Source organism: Methylomonas sp. LW13 (assembly GCF_016865255.1).
GTDB lineage: Bacteria > Pseudomonadota > Gammaproteobacteria > Methylococcales > Methylomonadaceae > Methylomonas.
In genome coordinates this window covers 1,641,957-1,664,483 of sequence record NZ_CP033381.1, presented here as the reverse complement: position 1 = coordinate 1,664,483, position 22,527 = coordinate 1,641,957, and the positions used below count along the sequence as shown (strand labels likewise).

The window sequence follows — 22,527 nt, the reverse complement described above, 5'->3', positions numbered from 1 at the left end:
GGTTAGCCCTCACGCCTCTTCCATCGTGCACATCAGCGGGTGATGGTGCTCACGGGAATATTCATTAACAATATGTACTTTGGTTTCAGCTACGTCTTTGGTATAGGTACCGCAAACCCCGACACCCTGTGTATGCACTTGCAACATCACCTGCGTTGCTTTCTCTTGGCTCATGTTAAAAAAATCAGTCAATATCTCGACGACAAAATCCATCGGCGTAAAGTCGTCATTAAGCAACATAACCTTATACAGTGGCGGTCTTTTCAGCTGCGGTTTGGCTTCTTGCAGCGCGGTGTTACCGTCACCATCTTTCAAGGGTTCAAAATCTGACATAATCTTTGGTGCTGTGAATCATTGTGGTCTTAAAAATAGCGTCTTAAACATTAAATTTCAATCTTTAGGCACATAAAAAACATTTCTAGTAAAATGCGCGCCTTTTACCGTTTTCTATCAATATCATGGTTTGGAAACCTCACGTCACCGTCGCCGCCGTGATCGAAAAAGACGGTCGCTTTCTGCTGGTTGAGGAGACAACGGCACGAGGCCTTGCGTTCAATCAGCCCGCTGGTCATTTGGAAGAAGGTGAAGATTTAATCAGTGCCGTCAAACGCGAAGTTTGCGAGGAAACAGCTTGGCAATTTGAACCGGAGGCTTTAATCGCCACACAGTTATGGCGCAGAAATCCGCATATGCCCAGCTTTGTTCGCTTCTGTTTTTCCGGCACAGTCAACAACCACAATCCAGAACAAGCTCTCGACGACGGCATTATCGACACTCACTGGTTAAGCCGCAATGAAATTTACGCAAAACGCCAGCAATTGCGCAGCCCTTTGGTATTAACCACTGTGGACGAATACCTGAAAGGTCACCGCTTTCCGCTTAGCATCTTACAGTCTTTTATCGATTTAGAATGAGCAAACACATCATCGTCGGCATGTCCGGCGGCGTCGATTCTTCCGTTACCGCTCTAGCCCTGCAAGAACAAGGCCACAAAGTCACAGGCTTGTTCATGAAAAATTGGGAGGAAGACGACGGCACCGAATATTGCACGGCGATGCAAGACTTAGCCGACGCACAGCAAGTTTGCGACAAACTCGGCATAGAGCTTAAGACCGTCAACTTCGCCGCCGAATATTGGGACGAGGTATTTGAAGTGTTTTTGTCAGAGTTTAAGGCCGGCCGCACTCCCAATCCCGACATACTTTGTAACAAACACGTCAAATTCAAAGCGTTTCTGGATTACGCCATCGAAGACTTGGGCGCCGAATATATTGCCACCGGCCACTATGCCCGCGTTCGCGAACAAGACGGCGAATTCCAGCTATTAAAAGGCTTAGATCCCAACAAAGAGCAAAGCTATTTTCTCTACGCAATGGGGCAGAAAGCCCTGTCTCGTACCCTGTTTCCAATAGGCCACCTACACAAGCCGGAAATCCGTGCGATGGCGGATAGAGCCGGTTTTGCCAACAGCCGCAAGAAAGACAGCACCGGCATTTGCTTCATCGGCGAACGCAAATTCAAGGAATTTCTGCAACGATACCTGCCGCACCAACCTGGTGAAATGCGCACACCGGAAGGGCAATATATCGGCAAACATCATGGCTTGATGTATTACACGCTGGGCCAGCGCCAGGGCCTCGGCATAGGTGGGGTCAAGGATGCGCCGGATGAACCATGGTTCGTACTGGAAAAAGACCTGGACAATAACGTGCTGATTGTCGGCCAGGGCCACAACCACCCGTTAATGCTGCACAACACCCTGGAAGCCGGCCAACTCGATTGGTGCGGCGACCAACCCTTGACCGAAACGATCCACTGTGCCGCCAAGACTCGCTACCGCCAACCGGATCAAGATTGCTTGATCGAACCGCTGGACAACGGTTTACGTGTAAAAGTAAGTTTTGACCAACCGCAAAGGGCTATTACACCAGGCCAGTCCGTCGTATTTTATAACGGCGAAATTTGCTTGGGCGGCGGCATTATCGAGGTTAAATACAATGAAAATTAATAAGTTAAATCTGAGTAATTTTCGCTGTTTCGAAAATTATGAAATCGATTTTTCTGACCGATTTACACTATTGATCGGCGACAATGGCAGCGGTAAAACTGCTGTATTGGACGCTCTAAAACTGGCGATCAATCCATTTATTTTAGGGCTCAAGGACTTTTTACACGTTGAATACGGACTCAAAGCTGACTGTGGCGCCATTTCGGATTATGACAAACGTTACGAGTTTTCTACTTTAGGCCAAACACTTATTAAACAAGCTATATCTCCAACGTCAGTCTATTTGAAAGGCATATTAAATAATTGCAAAATTGATTGGACTTTAACTAGCAATTTAGACTCAATAAGCTCACTTCTTGAGCCCATCGTATCTTTCGCTGCTGAACTAAACGCATCGGATTCAAAAACCGTATTTCCTGTCATCTGCAACTACGGTACTGCACGGCTTTCGGCCGACACCTTGGAAAATATTGATACATCTGGCCCTAGTTCTAGACTTATTGGCTATAGATACTGTTTAGATCCATTTGTTAACCTAAAACAATTATTTAGTTGGTTTAAAAAACAGGAAATAATTTTCTTACAAAAACAAGAGCCTCAACATGTTTTAGAAGCTGTGCGTGAAGCCATAGTCGCAATGATTCCAGATGCGAAACGAGCTTGGTGGGCTTTTGAATGGGACGAAATATTGATCGAGATGGTGATTCAAGGCAAAAACCAAACCATCCCCTTCCACCTGCTCAGCGACGGCTACCGCAACATGATAGGCATGGTTGCCGATATTGCCTACCGCATGGCGACCCTGAATCCTCAACTGGAAGCTGACGTCATCAAACAAACCGAAGGCATCGTGCTGATCGATGAAATCGACCTGCATTTGCATCCCAAATGGCAACGGGAAGTGGTCGGGCGATTATTGAAAACCTTTCCGAAAGTACAATTTGTTGCTAGTAGTCATTCGCCATTTATTATTCAATCGTTATATGGACGCGAAGATTGTTTATTATGGGATTTGGAGAAAGCCCAGCCGGTCGCGATTGAAAGCGAAAGTATCGAAGATATTGCCGAAGATCAGCAGCATGTCGAAATTCCGCAAAAGAGCAAACGCTATCTGGACATGATGGAGGCTGCCGAAGCTTACTATCGAAAACTGCACGAAGTAAATAACGAATCGGATATGGAAGTCATGCAGTTACGCTCGAAATTGGACGAATTATCCATTCCTTTCAGTGACGATCCGGCATTCGCAGCACAATTAAAATTCGAACGCGATTCCGTATTAGCCTCAAAAGATAAATAACCATGCGTCCGGTTAATAAAGGAACAGACCTGGGCGAAATTAAACCCTATGAAAATGCTCAACAGCCGTTAAGAGAACGACTCGGCGAATATTGTTCATATTGCGAACGCTGGATTGCCAGCGGTATTCATGTAGAGCATAAAAAACCAAAAAATGAATACCCGGAAACCAAATTTCTTTGGAACAATTTTTTGTTAGCCTGCGGCAATTGCAATTCAGGCAAAGGCCATAGCCAATTGAACCTTGACGATTATGTTTGGCCCGACAGTGACAATACCTTGCTAGCCTTTAGCTACGATTCGCAAGGCCGGGTATTGCCGAATAAAATACATGCCGAGCCTATCAACCGAAAAATCGAAAAGACCTGGTTGGCATTAGGCCTAAATAAACATCCTGATCGCCAGATTAATGGTCAACAAGTTCCAACAAGCAAAGACAAACGTTGGCTGCATCGGCAGCAAGCTTGGCAAAATGCCTCAAAGCGAAAATCGCAACTTGCCGTCTTCGATAGCGAGGAACGCAGAGCCGAAATTGTCGAAATGGCATTACAACGAGGCTTCTGGTCCGTCTGGATGACGGTCTTCCAGGATGATGTAGACATGCGCCGCCGCTTGATCGAAGCGTTTCCCGGCACAGCCAAGGCTTGCTTCGACGAAAATATCCGACCGACCCAACGTCCTGGTGGACAAATCTAGCTGTCGCAGGTAAACCGTTTTACGTTTTAGAAATTTAGGAAACACATAACATGACACTCACCGCCATCTCCCCCATCGACGGCCGCTACGCCGGCAAAGTCGACGCCTTGCGCCCCATCTTCAGCGAATACGGCTTGATCCGTTACCGGGTCGAAGTCGAAGTGCGCTGGCTGCAAGCCTTGGCCGCCGAAGCCAAGATCGCCGAAGTGCCAGCCTTGTCCGCCGAAGCGACCGCCGTGCTGAATAACATCGTCAGCGATTTTTCCGAAGCCGACGCCCTGGCTGTTAAGGACATTGAGAAAACCACCAACCACGACGTTAAGGCAGTCGAGTATTTCCTGAAGAAAAAGATCGAAGGCAACACCGAACTGCACGCCATCAACGAGTTTTTCCACTTCGCCTGCACCTCTGAAGACATCAATAATCTGTCTTATGCGCTGATGCTGAAGGAAGGCCGCGGCCTGATGCTGGCGGAAGTCGATGCGACGATAGACGCGATCAAGCAATTGGCACTGAATAGCGCCGAACAACCGATGCTGTCGCGTACCCACGGCCAGTCGGCGACACCGACCACGGTTGGCAAGGAATTCGCCAATGTCGTCGCCCGCATGCAACGCCAGCGCCAACAACTGGCGAACGTCGAACTGCTGGGCAAAATCAACGGCGCGGTCGGCAATTACAACGCACACAGCGTCGCCTATCCGGATGTGGATTGGGCTGCTTTTGCGCAAAACTTTGTCGAGTCGCTGGGCCTGACTTTCAACCCATACACTATCCAGATCGAGCCGCACGATTACATGGCCGAGTTTTTTCACGCCCTGTCCCGTTTCAACACTATTCTGCTGGACTTCGACCGCGACGTCTGGGGCTATATTTCGCTGGGTTATTTCAAGCAAAAAACCGTGGCCGGCGAAGTCGGCTCCTCGACCATGCCGCACAAGGTCAACCCGATCGACTTCGAAAACTCCGAAGGCAATCTGGGATTGGCGAATGCGATTTTTGGCTTCCTGGCCGACAAACTGCCGGTCTCGCGCTGGCAGCGCGATTTGACCGATTCCACAGTTTTGCGCAACATCGGCGTCGGCATCGCCCACACCAGCATCGCCATACAATCGACCTTGAAAGGTATTTCCAAATTGGAAATCAATCCGGCGTTACTCGATCAAGACCTGGACCAAAACTGGGAAGTGTTGGCCGAGCCCATCCAAACCGTGATGCGCCGCTACGGTATCGAAAAGCCTTACGAAAAATTGAAAGAGCTGACCCGCGGCAATCGCGTCACCGGCGACGGCATGCGTGCCTTCGTCGAGAAGCTGGAAATTCCTACGGAAGCCAAGGCCGAGTTGCTGAAACTCACGCCGCACAGCTACACCGGCTACGCGGCAGATTTGGCCAAGAAAATCGGCTAATCACGGGACCGGTTGTTGCTGAACTTCATCTGGATATTCTTCTTCCTGACCGCCTTCGCCACCGCCGCCTTCAAGCTGCTGGTGCTGGGCGATACCCAGGTGTTTTCCGAGTTGATGAATGCGATGTTCAGCCTATCCAAGACCGCGTTCGAGATTTCGCTGGGGCTTAGCGGCGTGCTGGCCTTGTGGCTGGGCATCATGAAAGTCGGCGAGCATAGCGGTTTCATCGATCTATTGACCAAGGCACTGAATCCTCTATTCAGCCGGTTGATGCCGGAGATTCCCAAAGGTCATCCGGCGCAGGGGGCAATGGTGATGAACATCGCCGCCAATATGTTGGGGCTGGACAATGCCGCGACGCCGATGGGCATCAAGGCCATGCAGGAAATGCAAACCTTGAATCCGCATCCCGAGCGGGCCAGCGATGCGCAGATTTTATTTCTAGTGATCAACACCTCCTCGGTGACGCTGTTTCCGGTAACGATCTTCGCTTACCGGGCTCAACTGGGTGCCGCCAATCCGACCGACGTGTTCATTCCGATATTGATCGCCACCTATATGTCGACGCTGACCGGCCTGCTGGCCGTCGCCGCCGTGCAGAAGATCAATTTGCTGGACAAGGTGGTGATGGCTTATCTGGGCGGCATCACCATCTTGGTCGGCGGCATACTGGCTTATTTCGCGGGCTTGGATCAGGCAGAAATGCTCAAGCAATCGGCTCTGGTCAGCCATGTGATTTTGTTCGGCTTGGTGGTGTCGTTCATCGCCGCCGCTGCCTACAAAGGTCTGAACGCCTACGAATTGTTCGTCGAAGGCGCCAAGCACGGTTTCCAGACCGCGATCACCATCATTCCTTATCTGGTGGCGATGCTGGTGGCTTTCGGAGTGTGCCGGGCCAGCGGCGCGTTGGAATTGATTACCGACGGTGTAAGGCTATTGGTCAATGCTGCCGGCATCGACAACCGTTTCATCGACGGCCTGCCGACTGCACTGATGAAACCGTTCAGCGGCAGCGGCGCGCGGGCGATGATGATAGACACCATGCAGACCCACGGTGCCGATTCCTTTGCCGGCCGGCTGGCATCGGTGGTGCAAGGCAGCACCGAGACCACCTTTTATGTGTTGGCGGTGTATTTCGGTGCGGTGAACATCAAGCAGATTCGCCATGCTGCCGCCTGCGGCATCGTTGCAGACCTTGGCGGCATCGTGACCGCGATTTTGGTGACTTATTGGTTTTTTGGTTAATTATTTTGATTGTCGGCGTATGACGCTACGCTTATGCACCCTACATTTTGTTTTATATTTACATGCAGATACATTTAAAAACCCTCGGCTGCCGTCTCAACGAAGCGGAACTGGAAACCTGGGCACAAGCCTTTCAGGCTAGAGGCCACGACATCACCCGTAACTTGAGCGACGCGCAATTGGTGATCATCAATTCCTGCGCGGTGACTCAGGACGCCGTGAAAAAATCCAAGCAAATGATACGCCGCATTCACCGTGATAATCCGCAAGCCAAGCTGGTGGTCAGCGGCTGTTACGCGACACTGAACGAGGAAGAAGCCGCGCAATTGATGGGCGTGGACTTGATAGTCGGCAACCAGGACAAAAACCAGCTGGTGGAGAAAACCCTGGCCGAACTGAATTTGGATAGCATGCCGACGATGTCGACCGAACCCGGCGAAGTGTCGCTGTTCAGCCGTGGCCGCCAGCGCGCCTTCGTCAAGGTACAGGACGGCTGCCGCTACCGCTGCACCTTCTGCATCGTTACCGTTGCTCGCGGCGAGGAAAGCAGCCGGCCGATTCAAGCAGTCATTGACGAGATCAACGCGCTGCACGCTCAAGGCATCAACGAAGCCATCATCACCGGTGTGCATTTGGGCGGTTACGGCAGTGACATCAACAGTAATTTGGTCGAATTGGTTAGCGAAATCCTGGCTAAAACCGAGATTCCACGCCTGCGCATGGGCTCTCTGGAACCTTGGGAATTGCCGGATGGTTTCTTCGAGTTGTTCAAAAATTCAAGACTGATGCCACATCTGCATTTGCCCTTGCAGAGCGGCAGCGACAGCGTACTACGGCGCATGGCCAGGCGCTGTAAAACGGAGGAATTCGGCCAGATCGTTAAACTGGCCCGAGCGACGATTCCGCATTTCAATATCACTACCGACATCATCGTCGGCTTTCCGGGCGAAACCGAACTGGAATGGCAGGAAAGTTTTGATTACATCAAAAGCCTGGGTTTTGGTCATATTCACATTTTCAGCTATTCGCCTCGGGAAGGCACCAAAGCCGCTGGTTTGCCAGATCAAGTCGATCAGAACACAAAGAAACTGCGCAGCAAGCAATTGCATGAATTAGCCGACACAATGAAGCATAGGTTCATTGCCGAAAACCTCGGCGAACAGGCCAACATTTTATGGGAAGGGCAAAAAGAAGCACAAAAAGATGGCGTGGTCCGCCATTTCGGCTACACACCAAACTATCTAAGGGTAGCCTGCGATGTGGCACCCGACCTTATTCTGGAAAATAAGATAATGTCGGGAGTACTGATAGAAGCGAAACCGGATTTCATGCTCGTCCGCTTGGATTGAAGCAATAAAAAAGCCGCAAAGTTATGTGCTTTACGGCCTTTTACATAAGAGTGGAACAGTTTAAATCAATACGGATTCGGATCGAGCGGTCCACGCCCACCGCCCTGCATTTCGTCGAATTTCAACACATCTTCGTCTGGAACCTTGCCATCGTGAACCAGATAATTACGTCTGGAAAGATAGGCATTTTTAAAAAACTCGTAACGATCCAGTGCCGCCTCTGTAGCGACTTTTTCCATGCCCAGCAGATCTGAGCGCGCGTCAATGACTTTCAATGCACCAGGACCAATCGAAACCGCCGCGCCAATCCAATTTGGATTTATGTAGATACCGGCATAAGTAAACGGATTCATCGCGGCATCGCCAACCAACCCGAACACGCCACGTGGCGAACTAGGTCCGAAAAACGGCAGGACCAAGTATGGGCCGGTAGGTATTCCCCAATAGCCTAATGTTTGATCAAAGTCTTCATTATGCTTCGGCAAATCGATCATCGTCCCAACATCTATAAGCCCGGCGACACCGATGGTGGTGTTCACCAAGAAACGCGCGCCGTCCTGACCCGATTGCAGGAGTTTTCCTTGCAAAACATCGTTGGTACAAACACCTATGTCATCGACATTACTGAAAAAATTAGTAACCGCTTGGTCCGCAAAATCGGGCATCACCCAATCGTAGCCTTTGGCAACCGGTTTCATGACATAATCGTCCACGCCGTCATTAAATGATTGCACGCCTCTGTTCCAGCCCTCCCAAGGATCTTTAGGATCGACACCGCGGGTCGTGGCACAACCGTTTAATACGGTCAGTAACCCTAAGATAACCCAACCTTTTTTCCGATCTTGCATAACTTCACCTCACCAATTGAATATTGTTTATACCTATCCAAAACTCACGTAACATAACGCACAACCGACTTTTTTTGCCCATCAAACTCAATGGAAATAAACCTAATTCCGTTAGGCAACCGTTTCAGAGGTTACCTTCCTGTTATTGTCGATATAGAGACCGCCGGCTTTAATTCAAAAAAAAATCCACTATTGGAAATCGCCGCCGTAATAGTCGAACCAGACACTGATGGATGGCTGCATGTCACCGAAAAACATCACTGCAATATCATTCCTTTCAAAAACTCAGAGCTGGATGACGCAGCGCTCAAATTTACCGGTATCGATCCATACCATCCTTTCCGCATGGCTATAGAAGAGAAGGATGCGCTTAACAAGCTGTTTACCCCTATCAAAGCCGCTGTAAAACGTAACGAATGCAAGCGAGCCATTTTGGTTGGACACAACCCAGCTTTCGATATCAATTTTTTGAACGCCGCTATTGAACGAACCAACTACAAACGAAGCCCGTTTCATCCATTCAGTAGTTTCGATACCGCCACACTCGGAGGGCTAATGTACGGCCAAACAGTTTTAGCAAAAATTGCTCAAGCTGCCGGAATTGTCTGGGATAACGAAAAAGCACATTCAGCGCTTTACGACGCCGAACAAACTGCCGAGTTGTTTTGTATGATTATCAACCGCTGGAAAAAATTAAGCGAGTACGAAGCGACGTAAATGTAGCCAATTAGCGACTTAGAACACATTGCACCCAAACATATTGGCGAGAATGGCAGAAAGTCCATCGCAATACACGGTCGAATAGGCACGCTGCTGCTTAATTAATATACCTTTTTCGACTAAAGCTTGGAGCCAACGCTTGCCAGCAAATTATTAAGCTCACCTTTATTAAAGAGATCAATGACGATATCGCAGCCGCCGATTAATTCGCCGTTGATATACAGTTGGGGATAGGTAGGCCAGTGCGAGTATTCTTTTAAGGCTTCACGCACTTCAGGGTCTTCGAAGATATTGATGTGGGCATAATCCGCATTGCAAGCCTGCAAGACTTGCACCACCCGGCTGGAAAATCCACACTGGGGGAAGTCCGGGGTGCCTTTCATGTACAAGACCACAGGATGGCTGGCTAATTGGGCTTGGATTCTGTCTATTGCACTCATGCGTTTTCTCGCTAAACATTGATGAGAGGGGATTCTAACAACCCCGTCCGCAAAAGAGAAGAGAGCAGCAGCGGGGTGATTTTTAGTCAAAAAAAAGCCCCGCTATAGCTAGCGGGGCTTTTGGTTTAAGAGCTTGGCGATGACCTACTTTCACATGGCAACCTGCCACACTATCATCGGCGCTAAGCGGTTTCACTTCCGAGTTCGGGATGGGATCGGGTGGTTCACGCTTGCTATGTTCACCAAGCAAACTGGTTTGGCTGCTTTTAGTCAGCCTTCATAAACAGGTTATAAGCTTTTGCTTTTAGGAAAAACCTTTGGGTGATGCGTTCGCATTTAACTTAGGTTGTTCCCGGTCCTGTTTTTCATGGAAATCTGTATTGAGCTTATCGTTCTCAGTTGGTTATCAGCTTGTCATCTGACCTGACCCAAACGCATTGGGTGTTATATGGTCAAGCCTCACGGGCAATTAGTACACGTTAGCTACGCCCATTACTGGACTTCCACACCGTGCCTATCAACGTCGTAGTCTCCGACGGCCCTTCAGGGGACTTAAAGTCCCAGTGAGATCTCATCTTGGGAGGGGCTTCCCGCTTAGATGCTTTCAGCGGTTATCCTGTCCGAACGTGGCTACCCGGCAATGCCATTGGCATGACAACCGGAACACCAGAGGTTCGTCCACTTCGGTCCTCTCGTACTAGAAGCAGCTTCCCTCAAATCTCAAACGCCCACGGCAGATAGGGACCGAACTGTCTCACGACGTTCTGAACCCAGCTCGCGTACCACTTTAAATGGCGAACAGCCATACCCTTGGGACCTGCTTCAGCCCCAGGATGTGATGAGCCGACATCGAGGTGCCAAACACCGCCGTCGATATGAACTCTTGGGCGGTATCAGCCTGTTATCCCCGGCGTACCTTTTATCCGTTGAGCGATGGCCCTTCCATACAGAACCACCGGATCACTAAGACCTACTTTCGTACCTGCTCGACTTGTCCGTCTCGCAGTCAAGCACCCTTATGCCTTTGCACTCATTGCCTGATTTCCGACCAGGCTGAGGGTACCTTCGTGCTCCTCCGTTACTCTTTAGGAGGAGACCGCCCCAGTCAAACTACCCACCAGACACTGTCCCTAATCCAGATAATGGATCGAGGTTAGAACTCCAAACATACCAGGGTGGTATTTCAAGGTTGGCTCCACGAGAACTGGCGTTCCCGCTTCAAAGCCTCCCACCTATCCTACACAAGTAGGTTCAAAGTCCAGTGTCAAGCTATAGTAAAGGTGCACGGGGTCTTTCCGTCTAGCCGCGGGTACACTGCATCTTCACAGCGATTTCAATTTCACTGAGTCCCAGGTGGAGACAGTGTGGCCATCGTTACGCCATTCGTGCAGGTCGGAACTTACCCGACAAGGAATTTCGCTACCTTAGGACCGTTATAGTTACGGCCGCCGTTTACTGGGGCTTCGATCAAGAGCTTCTCCGAAGATAACCCCATCAATTAACCTTCCAGCACCGGGCAGGCGTCACACCCTATACGTCCACTTTCGTGTTTGCAGAGTGCTATGTTTTTGCTAAACAGTCGCAGCCACCGATTTTTTGCAACCCCCTTCCGCTCCAGTCGCGAGGACCTTCACGTAATGAGGGCATACCTTCTCCCGAAGTTACGGTATCATTTTGCCTAGTTCCTTCACCTGGGTTCTCTCAAGCGCCTTAGAATTTTCATCCCACCCACCTGTGTCGGTTTAGGGTACGGCCACTAGTAACCTGAAGCTTAGAGGTTTTTCCTGGAAGCAGGGCATCTATCACTTCGCTGTTCTTTCGAACCGCTCGTCATCACGTCTCGGCATAGAGCACCCCGGATTTGCCTAAGATGCATGCCTACCTGCTTAAACGGCCACTTCCAACCGACCGCTGATATAGCCTTCTCCGTCACCCCATCGCAGTTACTACTGGTACAGGAATATTAACCTGTTTTCCATCGACTACGCTTTTCAGCCTCGCCTTAGGTGCCGACTAACCCTGCGTCGATTAACGTTGCGCAGGAAACCTTGGGTTTTCGGCGAGGGGGTTTTTCACCCCCTTTATCGTTACTTATGTCAGCATTCGCACTTCCGATACCTCCAGCCGACTTCTCAATCGACCTTCGCAGGCGTACGGAACGCTCCTCTACCACTCACACTTACGTGTAAATCCGTAGCTTCGGTACTATGCTTAGCCCCGGTAAATCTTCCGCGCAGACCGACTCGACCAGTGAGCTATTACGCTTTCTTTAAAGGATGGCTGCTTCTAAGCCAACCTCCTGGCTGTCTGTGCCTTTCCACATCGTTTCCCACTGAGCATAGATTTGGGGACCTTAGCTGACGGTCTGGGCTGTTTCCCTTTTCACGACGGACCTTATCACCCGCCGTGTGTCTCCCGTGCTGGCACTTGCTGGTATTCGGAGTTTGCATCGGGTTGGTAAGTCGGGATGACCCCCTAGCCGAAACAGTGCTCTACCCCCAGCAGTGATACACGAGGCGCTACCTAAATAGCTTTCGAGGAGAACCAGCTATCTCCGAGCTTGATTAGCCTTTCACTCCGATCCACAGCTCATCCCCGTCTTTTTCAACAGACGTGGGTTCGGCCCTCCAGTTAGTATTACCCAACCTTCAGCCTGGCCATGGATAGATCGCCCGGTTTCGGGTCTACACCTTGCGACTAAACGCCCTATTAAGACTCGCTTTCGCTACGCCTCCCCTATTCGGTTAAGCTTGCCACAAAATGTAAGTCGCTGACCCATTATACAAAAGGTACGCAGTCACCCCACGAAGGGGCTCCCACTGCTTGTACGCATACGGTTTCAGGTTCTATTTCACTCCGCTCTCCGCGGTTCTTTTCGCCTTTCCCTCACGGTACTAGTTCACTATCGGTCAGTAAGGAGTATTTAGCCTTGGAGGATGGTCCCCCCATATTCAGTCAAAGTTTCACGTGCTCCGACCTACTCGATTTCACTAGAAAAAGGTTTTCGTGTACGGGGCTATCACCCTGTATCGCCGGACTTTCCAGACCGTTCCACTAACCTTATCCTAGCTTAAGGGCTAGTCCCCGTTCGCTCGCCACTACTTAGGGAATCTCGGTTGATTTCTTTTCCTCCGGGTACTTAGATGTTTCAGTTCTCCGGGTTCGCTTCAGTGAGCTATGTATTCACTCAAAGATGACGCGCTTATGCGCGCCGGGTTTCCCCATTCGGACATCTCTGGATCACAGCCGGTTTGCAGGCTCCCCAAAGCTTTTCGCATGCTACAACGTCCTTCATCGCCTCTTACTGCCTAGGCATTCACCGTATGCGCTTATTCACTTGACCATATAACCCGAATACGTCTGTACTTTGGTTATACTGTCAGCTGACATTTTCGCTGATTTTTTCTGCTTGAGAACGACATGCCGTTTGCTTTCAGCCTTTCTCTTTCGAGACTGACGTTATTCAAACCGCAACTCGTTTTAGTGTTGATCATTGCTGATCATTACTATAGTTACAGATTTCCATATTGTTAAAGAGCTATCGGTACGAATACCAATGCTATAAAGTCTTTATCTGTTGCCGCCGATAAAACCCTATAGCGTTGATGTTCATCCACTATTTTTCTTACGTTTGACGAACTGGTTGACCCTCAGCGTTCAGCATGATGGTGGAGCCAGGGAGGATCGAACTCCCGACCTCCTGCGTGCAAGGCAGGCGCTCTCCCAGCTGAGCTATGGCCCCTAAAGCAGACTAAAGCCAAGACTCAAGCCGAAACGTGACTAAGCACAGCGCCAGTTATTCTAACCAGGCGTGTGGTCTGATTGTGTTTCGCCTTATTGCTTTCGCCTTTTATGCGTTGGTGGGTCTGGGAGGAGTTGAACCTCCGACCTCACCCTTATCAGGGGTGCGCTCTAACCAACTGAGCTACAGACCCAGGTGCGTCTTTCAATCGAAATAATTTGTTGTGAGTACGTGTAACGGTGTGCCGTCTTTGTAAGGAGGTGATCCAGCCCCAGGTTCCCCTAGGGCTACCTTGTTACGACTTCACCCCAGTCATGAATCACAAAGTGGTAAGCGCCCTCCCGAAGGTTAAACTACCTACTTCTTTTGCAACCCACTCCCATGGTGTGACGGGCGGTGTGTACAAGGCCCGGGAACGTATTCACCGCGGCATTCTGATCCGCGATTACTAGCGATTCCGACTTCACGCAGTCGAGTTGCAGACTGCGATCCGGACTGGGACCGGCTTTTTGGGATTCGCTTACTCTCGCGAGTTCGCAGCCCTCTGTACCGGCCATTGTAGCACGTGTGTAGCCCTACCCATAAGGGCCATGATGACTTGACGTCGTCCCCACCTTCCTCCGGTTTATCACCGGCAGTCTCCCTAGAGTTCCCGGCATGACCCGCTGGCAACTAAGGATAAGGGTTGCGCTCGTTACGGGACTTAACCCAACATTTCACAACACGAGCTGACGACAGCCATGCAGCACCTGTCTCAGAGTTCCCGAAGGCACTCCGCTATCTCTAACAGATTCTCTGGATGTCAAGGGTAGGTAAGGTTCTTCGCGTTGCATCGAATTAAACCACATGCTCCACCGCTTGTGCGGGCCCCCGTCAATTCATTTGAGTTTTAGCCTTGCGGCCGTACTCCCCAGGCGGTCAACTTAATACGTTAGCTCCACTACTAAGTTCTTTAAGAACCCAACAGTTAGTTGACATCGTTTACGGCGTGGACTACCAGGGTATCTAATCCTGTTTGCTACCCACGCTTTCGTACCTCAGCGTCAGTTTTAGTCCAGGGAGCCGCCTTCGCCACTGGTGTTCCTTCAGATCTCTACGCATTTCACCGCTACACCTGAAATTCCACTCCCCTCTACTAAACTCTAGTTGCCCAGTATCAAATGCAGTTCCCAGGTTAAGCCCAGGGCTTTCACATCTGACTTAAACAACCGCCTACGCACGCTTTACGCCCAGTAATTCCGATTAACGCTTGCACCCTCCGTATTACCGCGGCTGCTGGCACGGAGTTAGCCGGTGCTTCTTGTATAGGTAATGTCAGTCTACCGGGTATTAACCGATAGGTATTCCTTCCTATTGAAAGTGCTTTACAACCCTCAGGCCTTCTTCACACACGCGGTATTGCTGGATCAGGCTTTCGCCCATTGTCCAATATTCCCCACTGCTGCCTCCCGTAGGAGTCTGGGCCGTGTCTCAGTCCCAGTGTGGCTGATCATCCTCTCAGACCAGCTACGGATCGTCGCCTTGGTAGGCCTTTACCCCACCAACTAGCTAATCCGACATAGGCTCATCTATTAGCGCCAGGCCCGAAGGTCCCCAGCTTTCCCCCGTAGGGCGTATGCGGTATTAGCGTGAGTTTCCCCACGTTGTCCCCCACTAATAGGCAGATTCCTATGCATTACTCACCCGTCCGCCACTCGTCAGCGCCCGAAGGCCTGCTACCGTTCGACTTGCATGTGTTAAGCATACCGCCAGCGTTCAATCTGAGCCATGATCAAACTCTTCAGTTTAATTTTAACTTGCCACTAAATAAGATTAGTGACCAATCTTGGCTCGACTACAGAACATCTTTTCTTGCGAATTGACGTGGTTTCTGTGTCGACTATTTCTAACGGCACATAGTCGCTACACATACCCACACAAATTATTTCGATTTCGTTTGTTAAAGAGCCAGAGCATTTCGCCCTGTTGAGCCGACATATTCTACAGCGTTTTCAGTGTTTGTCAAATTTATTTTTAAGCCATTTCAAAAACCGAAACCAAAAAACAAACCCGCCAATCAACAACCTCAAACCCGCCGAACTAAGCCGACCGCTTCACCACCAAAACTTAAAAGCCAGAGCAGTGAAGAGCCGCTCATTCTAATCACCCAACATCCTCGCGTCAAGAAATTATTTCTATTCGCGCAAACTTTCTTTTCCCTACTTGATAAACATGCCTCGCAGGCGCGCCGGGATTTGGGCAAAACTATTCTGCTTTAAACTGGCCTTGATGCTCTAAAAACCAACGATAGGTAAGCTCCAGACCTGTTTTAAGCGGTATCTTTGGTTGCCACCCCAAAGACTTAAGCTTTGAGACATCCATCAGTTTTCGCGGAGTACCATCCGGCTTGGTACTATCCCAGTTAATTTGCCCTTGAAAACCAACGACGTCTTGGATGATTTCAGCCAATTCACACACCGTTACATCTTCACCAGTCCCAACATTTAAATGCGACAGCATGGGTTCAGTGCAAGATTGATATTGCTCTTTGTCCAAGGCCATCACATGCAGACAAGCAGCAGCCATATCCTCGACGTGCAAAAACTCGCGCATAGCCTTACCAGTTCCCCACACACTGACAGTCGGAGAATTACTAACCTTGGCATCATGAAACTTTCTAATTAATGCCGGGATAACATGGCTATTTTGCAAGTGAAAATTATCATTTTCGCCATACAAATTGGTCGGCATCACAGACCGATAATCTACGCCGTACTGCCGGTTATATGACTCACACAACTTAATTCCGGCAATCTTGGAAATTGCATACGGCTCATTGGTCGACTCTAAAACGCCTGTCAACAGCGCGCTTTCTCGCATCGGCTGCTCAGCGAATTTCGGATAGATACAAGAACTGCCCAAGAACAGCAGTTGTTTGCATCCAATCCGCCAAGCCTGATGAACCACATTGGCTTCCATCATCAGATTTTGATAGATAAATTCCGCCGGATATTCATTATTGGCATGAATGCCGCCAACCTTGGCCGCCGCGAGAATCACCTGATTCGGACGCTCTTGTTGCATAAAGTCCTGCACAGCCGTTTGATCGGTCAAATCCAATTCAGCATGCGTACGCACTACAATGTTTTGATAACCCGCCTCAGTCAATTGCCGATAAATCGCCGAGCCTACCATACCTCTGTGGCCCGCCAGATAAATCTTATCTTTCTTATCTACCATGCTGTTACTCCCGGCTAACCGCCACGTTATAACCTTGTTCTTTCAGCAGAGCATGTTTTTGCGCTTGCTCAAGATCATAGGCCACCATTTCGGATACCATTTCTTGCAAAGTAATTTGCGGCACCCAACCCAATTTGTTCTTGGCATTAGTCGGATCGCCCAACAGCGTTTCCACTTCGGCAGGTCTAAAATAGCGCGGATCGATAGCGACGATGTTTTGTCCAACCGCCATACCAGGCGCTTTGTCACCGTTAATAGCATCGACATAACCTTTTTCTTCAACGCCCGCACCTTCCCAACGAATAGTCACACCCAATTCTTTAGCCGACATTTCGATAAATTGTCTCACCGAATACTGCACACCTGTAGCAATCACAAAATCTTCAGGCTGATCTTGCTGCAACATCATCCATTGCATCCGCACGTAGTCCTTCGCATGCCCCCAGTCTCGAAGAGAATCCATATTGCCCATATATAGACATTTATCCAGACCAATTGCGATATTACTGAGGCCTCGAGTGATTTTGCGCGTCACAAAAGTTTCGCCTCGGCGCGGCGATTCGTGGTTGAACAGAATACCGTTGCAGGCATACATGCCATAAGCTTCACGATAATTAACGGTGATCCAATAGGCGTAGAGCTTGGCTACCGCATAAGGCGAACGGGGATAAAACGGCGTGGTTTCTCTCTGCGGAATTTCTTGGACCAGACCATACAACTCAGAAGTGGATGCCTGGTAAAAACGCGTAGTTTTCTCCATACCGAGGAAACGAATGGCTTCCAAAAGCCTTAATGTCCCCATACCGTCTACATCGGCCGTATATTCAGGAGACTCAAACGATACAGCAACATGGCTCATCGCGCCCAAGTTGTAGACTTCATCCGGACGAATTTCGCTAAGGATACGGGTGAGGTTCGAACTATCCGTCAAATCACCGTAATGAAGAAAGAATTGGGGATCCTTAATATGCGGGTCTTGATAGATATGATCAACGCGTTCGGTATTAAATAATGACGAACGCCGTTTGATGCCATGCACTTCATAGCCTTTTTCCAACAGAAATTCGGCAAGATAGGATCCGTCTTGCCCGGTTATGCCAGTGATCAATGCTTTTTTTCTACTCATTTACAGCTCCTTTTCTTTTGAGTCAAATCGACGTAAAACCGCATAAATTCGTCAGGCAATGAAGCCGACGTCTTAATTGATTAACCCGGTAAAGCCGAATAAACAGGCTCAATGATCTTACCCGGCAAATAGGCGGGTAACTCAGGCAATAAATCTTTTAAAAATAGATGCAGGCGTTTGTCGGCAACGGCAATATCTTCCACCTTATCCACAGGAGTCACCAAGCGAATCAAGGCCCCATCGGTGCGATTCATAGTGATGGCATCATAAAATAAATACCATTTGACCATATATTCGTTAGTTATCATCCGGCCGCGCTGCTGGAACCAAAAATACACTAATTGTCTGCTTTCGCCTTTTTGGATAATGGCCCGATTTACCTGCAATGCCTGCCCGTCCAGTTGCAAATCTGTGAACTCGCGTTGCTCGAAACTGCTGATCTGCCAACCATCCCCAGGAATACAACTGCGGGGCGAATGTACTACGGCGCCCTTGCGTTGCGATTGGTAGTACGCGCTGTAAAAATTAACGCTGTTCCGAGTTTCAGGCTGAGCAAAATTGACAATAACATAATCCGTCAATTTCAACTCGTTTAGATAAAATTGCGTTAAATAGTCATTACGTCCCTGCCAACTTCCCAACGTCGTCGGAAATGTTAAAAACGCTTTTCGCGCTGGAATAATGTCTTCCCGCCCCTTAAAGACCTCTGAAGCGCCTGCACCTATACAAAGCAATAGCAACACCGCGAAAACCGATTTGTTCAATATTGCGACAATATCTCGACGCGCCGTGTGGCTCCATTCTTCCGGAATCTGCACCAGTTCGCCCATTGCCAGTTTCCTACCGCTGATTCGGCTAAAAACCCACATCTCGATAAATAACAGAAACATGCAAAGCAAAAATACCGCCCAGCCTTCAAAATCATGCAAAAAGCCTTCAGCCATCTCAGTGCCCCAGTTATCGACCAGGACCCCGATGACACCAATCCGAAAGCTGTTCATAAAAATGGTCAGGGGCATCGACGACAGAAAAATCAGCAACTTCTGCCAGAATGGACCTTTAAACAGATAAGCGCATAGGAAAGCCAGACTGGCCAAAGGAAACAAATAACGCAATCCGCTACAGGCATCAACCACTTGCAACTTATAGCTGCCTAGATCGATAACATTCCCTTCCAGGTAAACCATGATGTCGCAAGCTCGTATAAATTCCACGCCCAACCAGGAAGAAATCAATTGCAGCTTTGACGACAGGTTATTCAGTATGAAAGATGGAAACGGCACCATGAAGACTAAAAACAACAGAGGGACAGCCCCAACCCGCAACCCGCGCAGCCCGAAAGCACTGCCAAACATCCCCGTCAACACCACCAGAAAAGCATACTGCTCCATGGTTTTTATGGTTGCCAACCCGCCCAGAATAAAAAGAATCAACCCTAAGCAGATAATGATGATACCGGGCAGCGACGCTTTAAATCCTTGAACCAAGACTAGCTCGCCGCGCCGCACCCAAAGCAGGTAAATAGTGATGATAGGTATAAAAAACCCGTGACTGTATTCCTCGACATTCGTCCATGTCGTCGCCATTTCGATAAGGCTATCTCTGAACACCACGCACAGCAGCAATAAAGCCGCACCCCATAATGACCAGACAATGGCCGGTTTCGTATTCTCTGTATTCATTCCGTGTCGAAAATAAGAATTGATGTTTAAATTTCCCCCATACCGGCACTGTTTGTTATGCGGTATGGAAATTTTGTCCTACTTACTAACCCGATCAATCGCAATAGCCCTAACCGGTAAATCTAACCATTATCCCCGAGCTTTATTAAAGCCGAGTGACACATCATGACAGACAAATAACACTTTTAGGCTTCGGGATCGGCAGTAAAAATCGGGTTTGTTTTGTCGTCTTCATGCAATTTAGCTTTTTCTTCAGGATAAATATGCCAAAAAGATTGATCGATAGCACCGTCGGTATAGCTGTTTTTACGATCATGGGTAAATGGACACCACCAGTTTTCCACCACTTTCACCATGTAAGCATGCCATTCGAATAAGCCCACACTCACCGGACAATACCAGGTGCAATTCAAAATCCAGAATAATTTCGATTGCGCCATGCTGAATTTGAATGACCCGTCCATCGTAATCTGATTTTTTAAATCATACCGATGGCTCGCCCTGGCCGGCAGAAAATCACTCCATTTTTTAACATTTTCCGCACCGACCAATTTCAGGCTGAAATAAGTCAAATAAGCGCTGGTAATCACAAACGGCAAGGTCAAAATCGGCAAATAGATAAACAGCAAACCGATAGCTCTGGATATAACCGGCATTTGTTTATGATGGCAACCGATATTGACGCGGTCTGCACAAGATTCGCAGGCTTTCATGTTTATTTCTCCTCTGGAGTCGTTATTATTATTTGCTCGCTATGGAGCAGTTGAAAAATGCTGCGACAACCTTCGCAACAGAATTTTTTTTCGCCCAGCAAAGTGTTGAGCTCAAATCCGGGAATCAACACCCGCTGACCGCACAGACCGCATTGGGGCTTGGAATCCACCATAATTGACTATAGCCGGCTCGATACTGCACAAAAAAAGGTTTTCAAATAATCGGTCTCAGGCAAGGCCGGATGAATCGGATGATCCGGGCCTTGAGTACCGGCACCGAAAAACACCAAGTGCCGGTCAATGTGCCGCGCCGAAGAACGCAATATTTCATGCAAATTATCTCTACTCAAATGATGCGAGCATGATGCCGAGACCAAAATACCATTATTCGACAAAACCTGTAGCGCCAAATGATTCAAGCGCCGATAGGCTTCGTACCCTGCTTTGAAATCTTTTTTACGTTTAATCAGCGCGGGCGGATCCAGGATAATCGCGTCGTAATGCTGTTGCTGTTCACGGGCTTGCTTCAAAAACTCGAACACGTCATTGCGCACGAATTGCATTTTGCCCTGCACCTGATTCAATTCAGCACTAGTGGAAGCTAAAGCCAACGCACTCTCGGAGCTATCCACACAACACACTTCCGCAGCGCCCGCCACTGCGGCAGGTATACCCCAAGCACCGGCATAGCTGAATAAATCAAGCACCCTTAAACCATGGCAAGCTTGAGCAAACTGCGCCCTACTGTTGCGATGATCGTAAAACCAACCGGTTTTTTGACCCTCTGCCACATTAACGAGAAAACGCACGTTGTTTTCTTCAATCAGCAATTGCTCAGGCAACTCGCCGTAAACCAGCTCAGGCTCCAAAGAGAGACTTTCCAACTGGCGCTGACTATTATCGTTTTTCAGCAAAATAGCCGTTGGCGCCAGCAGCTCAAGTAGGATCTTGACCAGCACATCCTTATACCGCTCCATTCCTGCAGTAGTAATTTGCACGGAAAGCACGACACCGAAGCGGTCGATCACCAGACCAGGCAGGCCATCGCTTTCACCGAACACCAAGCGATAATAGGGTTTATCAAACAAGCGCTCGCGCAAACTCAAAGCTTGGGTCAATCGCGCTTTAAAAAAACTTTCACTGATTTTGATATTGGTTTTACGCGTCAACAAGCGCGCGCAAATGAGTGCATGAGGATTGACATAAGCTATGCCCAAAGCCTTACCGCCGGAATCGTGGACCAGGACTAGGTCTCCAGCCGTAAAATGCTCCAATGGGCTGCGCTGGCTATCAACCTCATTACTGAACACCCACAAATGCCCTTGCCGCAGGCGTTTGTCTTCGTTTTTTTTCAGAAACAGTTCGGGGTAGCTCATATTGCCCTAAAGTAAGGTAAAGGTGTAACCGCCAATTGGCGCGGCAGGCGCCACAATAGCCAAACGGATTTCGACCGTTTGCTCTGGGGCTAGACTTGTTGGTCTCGGCAGGTACTCGGCAGAACTAAACACCCGTTCCGCAATTGCCTGTCCATTAAAATTCAACACGCTCAGCTTTAAATCCGGCGCCGCTTGCGCAAATGGCGCTTGATTACTGAGCACGGCGCTAAACAAATAACTGCTATCGCTCCGAACCCGCAAATCGCTATGCGAAACGCTCAATTCTTCAAGATTTTTATACGTCGGTAACCGGCAAGCTAAGGCCGCACAGACTTTATCCAAACGCGTCCTGAGCTGCGGCTGCATAGTTAATCGATAGCCTTCGAAATACAGGATTTGCGCCACCAGCAACAATAACACCAAACCGGTTGCGCCAAACCAAACCGCCGGAGTCTGCGGCCGCTTTTCTGAAATTTGATCATCCGGATACGGTGACTCATCCGCTAGCACCGCATCCTCATCTTCACTAAGGAATCGCAACGCATCGAAAGATTTGCCGCATACCGAACAATCCAACAACCCACGCGCTTGCCGTAAATGCTCGACGGTAACTTCGTGCTGCTTAGCGCAATGTGGACATCGGCTATACATCTAT

At 49.1% G+C, this 22,527-nt stretch carries 19 protein-coding genes, 2 tRNA genes and 3 rRNA genes; 10 read left to right on the top strand and 14 right to left on the bottom strand.

Features of this window, described 5'->3' with window-relative positions; translation table 11 throughout:
* Window positions 1–9 precede the first annotated feature (9 nt).
* A complete protein-coding gene (gene clpS, locus JL719_RS07485) occupies window positions 10–333 on the bottom strand; it encodes an ATP-dependent Clp protease adapter ClpS (RefSeq protein ID WP_020482550.1) in 324 nt (107 codons plus the stop codon).
* A gap of 125 nt (window positions 334–458) precedes the next feature.
* Between clpS and JL719_RS07480 the strand changes: the two genes are divergently transcribed.
* From JL719_RS07480 to mtaB, 7 genes are all read left to right on the top strand, one after another.
* Window positions 459–914 carry an NUDIX hydrolase gene (locus tag JL719_RS07480; protein ID WP_033157261.1) on the top strand — a complete coding sequence of 152 codons (456 nt, stop codon included), beginning with the start codon at window positions 459–461 and terminating at the stop codon, window positions 912–914.
* A complete protein-coding gene (gene mnmA, locus JL719_RS07475; protein ID WP_033157260.1) occupies window positions 911–2,008 on the top strand; it encodes a tRNA 2-thiouridine(34) synthase MnmA in 1,098 nt (365 codons plus the stop codon). Before JL719_RS07480 ends, mnmA begins: the two co-directional genes overlap by 4 nt.
* A complete protein-coding gene (locus JL719_RS07470; protein WP_033157259.1) occupies window positions 1,998–3,308 on the top strand; it encodes an AAA family ATPase in 1,311 nt (436 codons plus the stop codon). Before mnmA ends, JL719_RS07470 begins: the two co-directional genes overlap by 11 nt.
* A 2-nt stretch (window positions 3,309–3,310) precedes the next feature.
* A complete protein-coding gene (locus JL719_RS07465; RefSeq protein WP_033157258.1) occupies window positions 3,311–4,003 on the top strand; it encodes an HNH endonuclease in 693 nt (230 codons plus the stop codon).
* 50 nt (window positions 4,004–4,053) lie between these two features.
* Window positions 4,054–5,412 carry an adenylosuccinate lyase gene (gene purB / locus JL719_RS07460; RefSeq protein WP_033157257.1) on the top strand — a complete coding sequence of 453 codons (1,359 nt, stop codon included), beginning with the start codon at window positions 4,054–4,056 and terminating at the stop codon, window positions 5,410–5,412.
* A gap of 15 nt (window positions 5,413–5,427) precedes the next feature.
* A complete protein-coding gene (locus JL719_RS07455; RefSeq protein ID WP_033157458.1) occupies window positions 5,428–6,657 on the top strand; it encodes a spore maturation protein in 1,230 nt (409 codons plus the stop codon).
* A 62-nt stretch (window positions 6,658–6,719) separates the two neighbouring features.
* Entirely contained in the window at window positions 6,720–8,006 is a 1,287-nt protein-coding gene (mtaB, locus tag JL719_RS07450) for a tRNA (N(6)-L-threonylcarbamoyladenosine(37)-C(2))-methylthiotransferase MtaB (RefSeq protein ID WP_033157457.1), read from the top strand.
* Window positions 8,007–8,071: 65 nt separating this feature from the next.
* Here the strand turns inward: mtaB and JL719_RS07445 are convergent, their stop codons facing one another.
* A complete protein-coding gene (locus tag JL719_RS07445) occupies window positions 8,072–8,854 on the bottom strand; it encodes an MlaA family lipoprotein (protein WP_033157256.1) in 783 nt (260 codons plus the stop codon).
* Window positions 8,855–8,944: 90 nt separating this feature from the next.
* Between JL719_RS07445 and rnt the strand changes: the two genes are divergently transcribed.
* Window positions 8,945–9,571: a ribonuclease T gene (gene rnt, locus JL719_RS07440; protein WP_033157255.1), complete on the top strand. Its 627-nt coding sequence runs from the start codon at window positions 8,945–8,947 to the stop codon at window positions 9,569–9,571.
* A gap of 122 nt (window positions 9,572–9,693) precedes the next feature.
* On the opposite strand, the gene grxD is transcribed toward rnt, so the two are convergent.
* From grxD to JL719_RS07410, 6 genes are all read right to left on the bottom strand, one after another.
* Entirely contained in the window at window positions 9,694–10,014 is a 321-nt protein-coding gene (grxD, locus tag JL719_RS07435) for a Grx4 family monothiol glutaredoxin (protein ID WP_033157254.1), read from the bottom strand.
* 131 nt (window positions 10,015–10,145) lie between these two features.
* Window positions 10,146–10,261 (bottom strand): 5S ribosomal RNA (gene rrf / locus JL719_RS07430).
* 201 nt (window positions 10,262–10,462) lie between these two features.
* Window positions 10,463–13,357, bottom strand: a 23S ribosomal RNA gene (locus JL719_RS07425).
* A 323-nt stretch (window positions 13,358–13,680) separates the two neighbouring features.
* Window positions 13,681–13,756, bottom strand: a tRNA-Ala gene (locus tag JL719_RS07420).
* Window positions 13,757–13,872: 116 nt separating this feature from the next.
* A tRNA-Ile gene (locus JL719_RS07415) sits at window positions 13,873–13,949 on the bottom strand.
* A 60-nt stretch (window positions 13,950–14,009) separates the two neighbouring features.
* A 16S ribosomal RNA gene (locus tag JL719_RS07410) occupies window positions 14,010–15,543 on the bottom strand.
* Together the 16S, 23S and 5S rRNA genes with 2 tRNA genes alongside form the textbook arrangement of a ribosomal RNA operon.
* 207 nt (window positions 15,544–15,750) lie before the next feature.
* Between JL719_RS07410 and JL719_RS07405 the strand changes: the two genes are divergently transcribed.
* Complete coding sequence (locus JL719_RS07405) at window positions 15,751–16,014, top strand: hypothetical protein (RefSeq protein ID WP_129871368.1); 264 nt, start codon at window positions 15,751–15,753, stop codon at window positions 16,012–16,014.
* On the opposite strand, the gene fcl is transcribed toward JL719_RS07405, so the two are convergent.
* The 4 genes from fcl to JL719_RS07385 form a co-directional block, all read right to left on the bottom strand.
* The gene (gene fcl / locus JL719_RS07400) at window positions 16,001–16,975 is read right to left on the bottom strand and encodes a GDP-L-fucose synthase (RefSeq protein ID WP_033158970.1); all 975 of its coding nucleotides are present in this window, start codon (window positions 16,973–16,975) and stop codon (window positions 16,001–16,003) included. The two genes, JL719_RS07405 and fcl, sit on opposite strands and share 14 nt — an antisense overlap.
* 4 nt (window positions 16,976–16,979) lie before the next feature.
* Complete coding sequence (gmd, locus tag JL719_RS07395; RefSeq protein WP_033158969.1) at window positions 16,980–18,101, bottom strand: GDP-mannose 4,6-dehydratase; 1,122 nt, start codon at window positions 18,099–18,101, stop codon at window positions 16,980–16,982.
* Between the two features lie 80 nt (window positions 18,102–18,181).
* Window positions 18,182–19,783 carry a VPLPA-CTERM-specific exosortase XrtD gene (gene xrtD / locus JL719_RS07390; RefSeq protein WP_033158968.1) on the bottom strand — a complete coding sequence of 534 codons (1,602 nt, stop codon included), beginning with the start codon at window positions 19,781–19,783 and terminating at the stop codon, window positions 18,182–18,184.
* Between the two features lie 185 nt (window positions 19,784–19,968).
* Window positions 19,969–20,496: a hypothetical protein gene (locus JL719_RS07385; RefSeq protein ID WP_033158967.1), complete on the bottom strand. Its 528-nt coding sequence runs from the start codon at window positions 20,494–20,496 to the stop codon at window positions 19,969–19,971.
* A gap of 41 nt (window positions 20,497–20,537) precedes the next feature.
* Between JL719_RS07385 and JL719_RS07380 the strand changes: the two genes are divergently transcribed.
* A complete protein-coding gene (locus tag JL719_RS07380) occupies window positions 20,538–20,675 on the top strand; it encodes a hypothetical protein (RefSeq protein ID WP_165385935.1) in 138 nt (45 codons plus the stop codon).
* Here JL719_RS07380 and JL719_RS07375 read toward each other — a convergent pair whose 3' ends face one another.
* Both JL719_RS07375 and JL719_RS07370 read right to left on the bottom strand, forming a co-directional pair.
* Complete coding sequence (locus JL719_RS07375; protein WP_033158966.1) at window positions 20,676–21,872, bottom strand: class I SAM-dependent rRNA methyltransferase; 1,197 nt, start codon at window positions 21,870–21,872, stop codon at window positions 20,676–20,678. It lies immediately after the preceding gene.
* A 6-nt stretch (window positions 21,873–21,878) separates the two neighbouring features.
* Entirely contained in the window at window positions 21,879–22,523 is a 645-nt protein-coding gene (locus JL719_RS07370; protein WP_084153477.1) for a zinc-ribbon and DUF3426 domain-containing protein, read from the bottom strand.
* Window positions 22,524–22,527 lie beyond the last annotated feature (4 nt).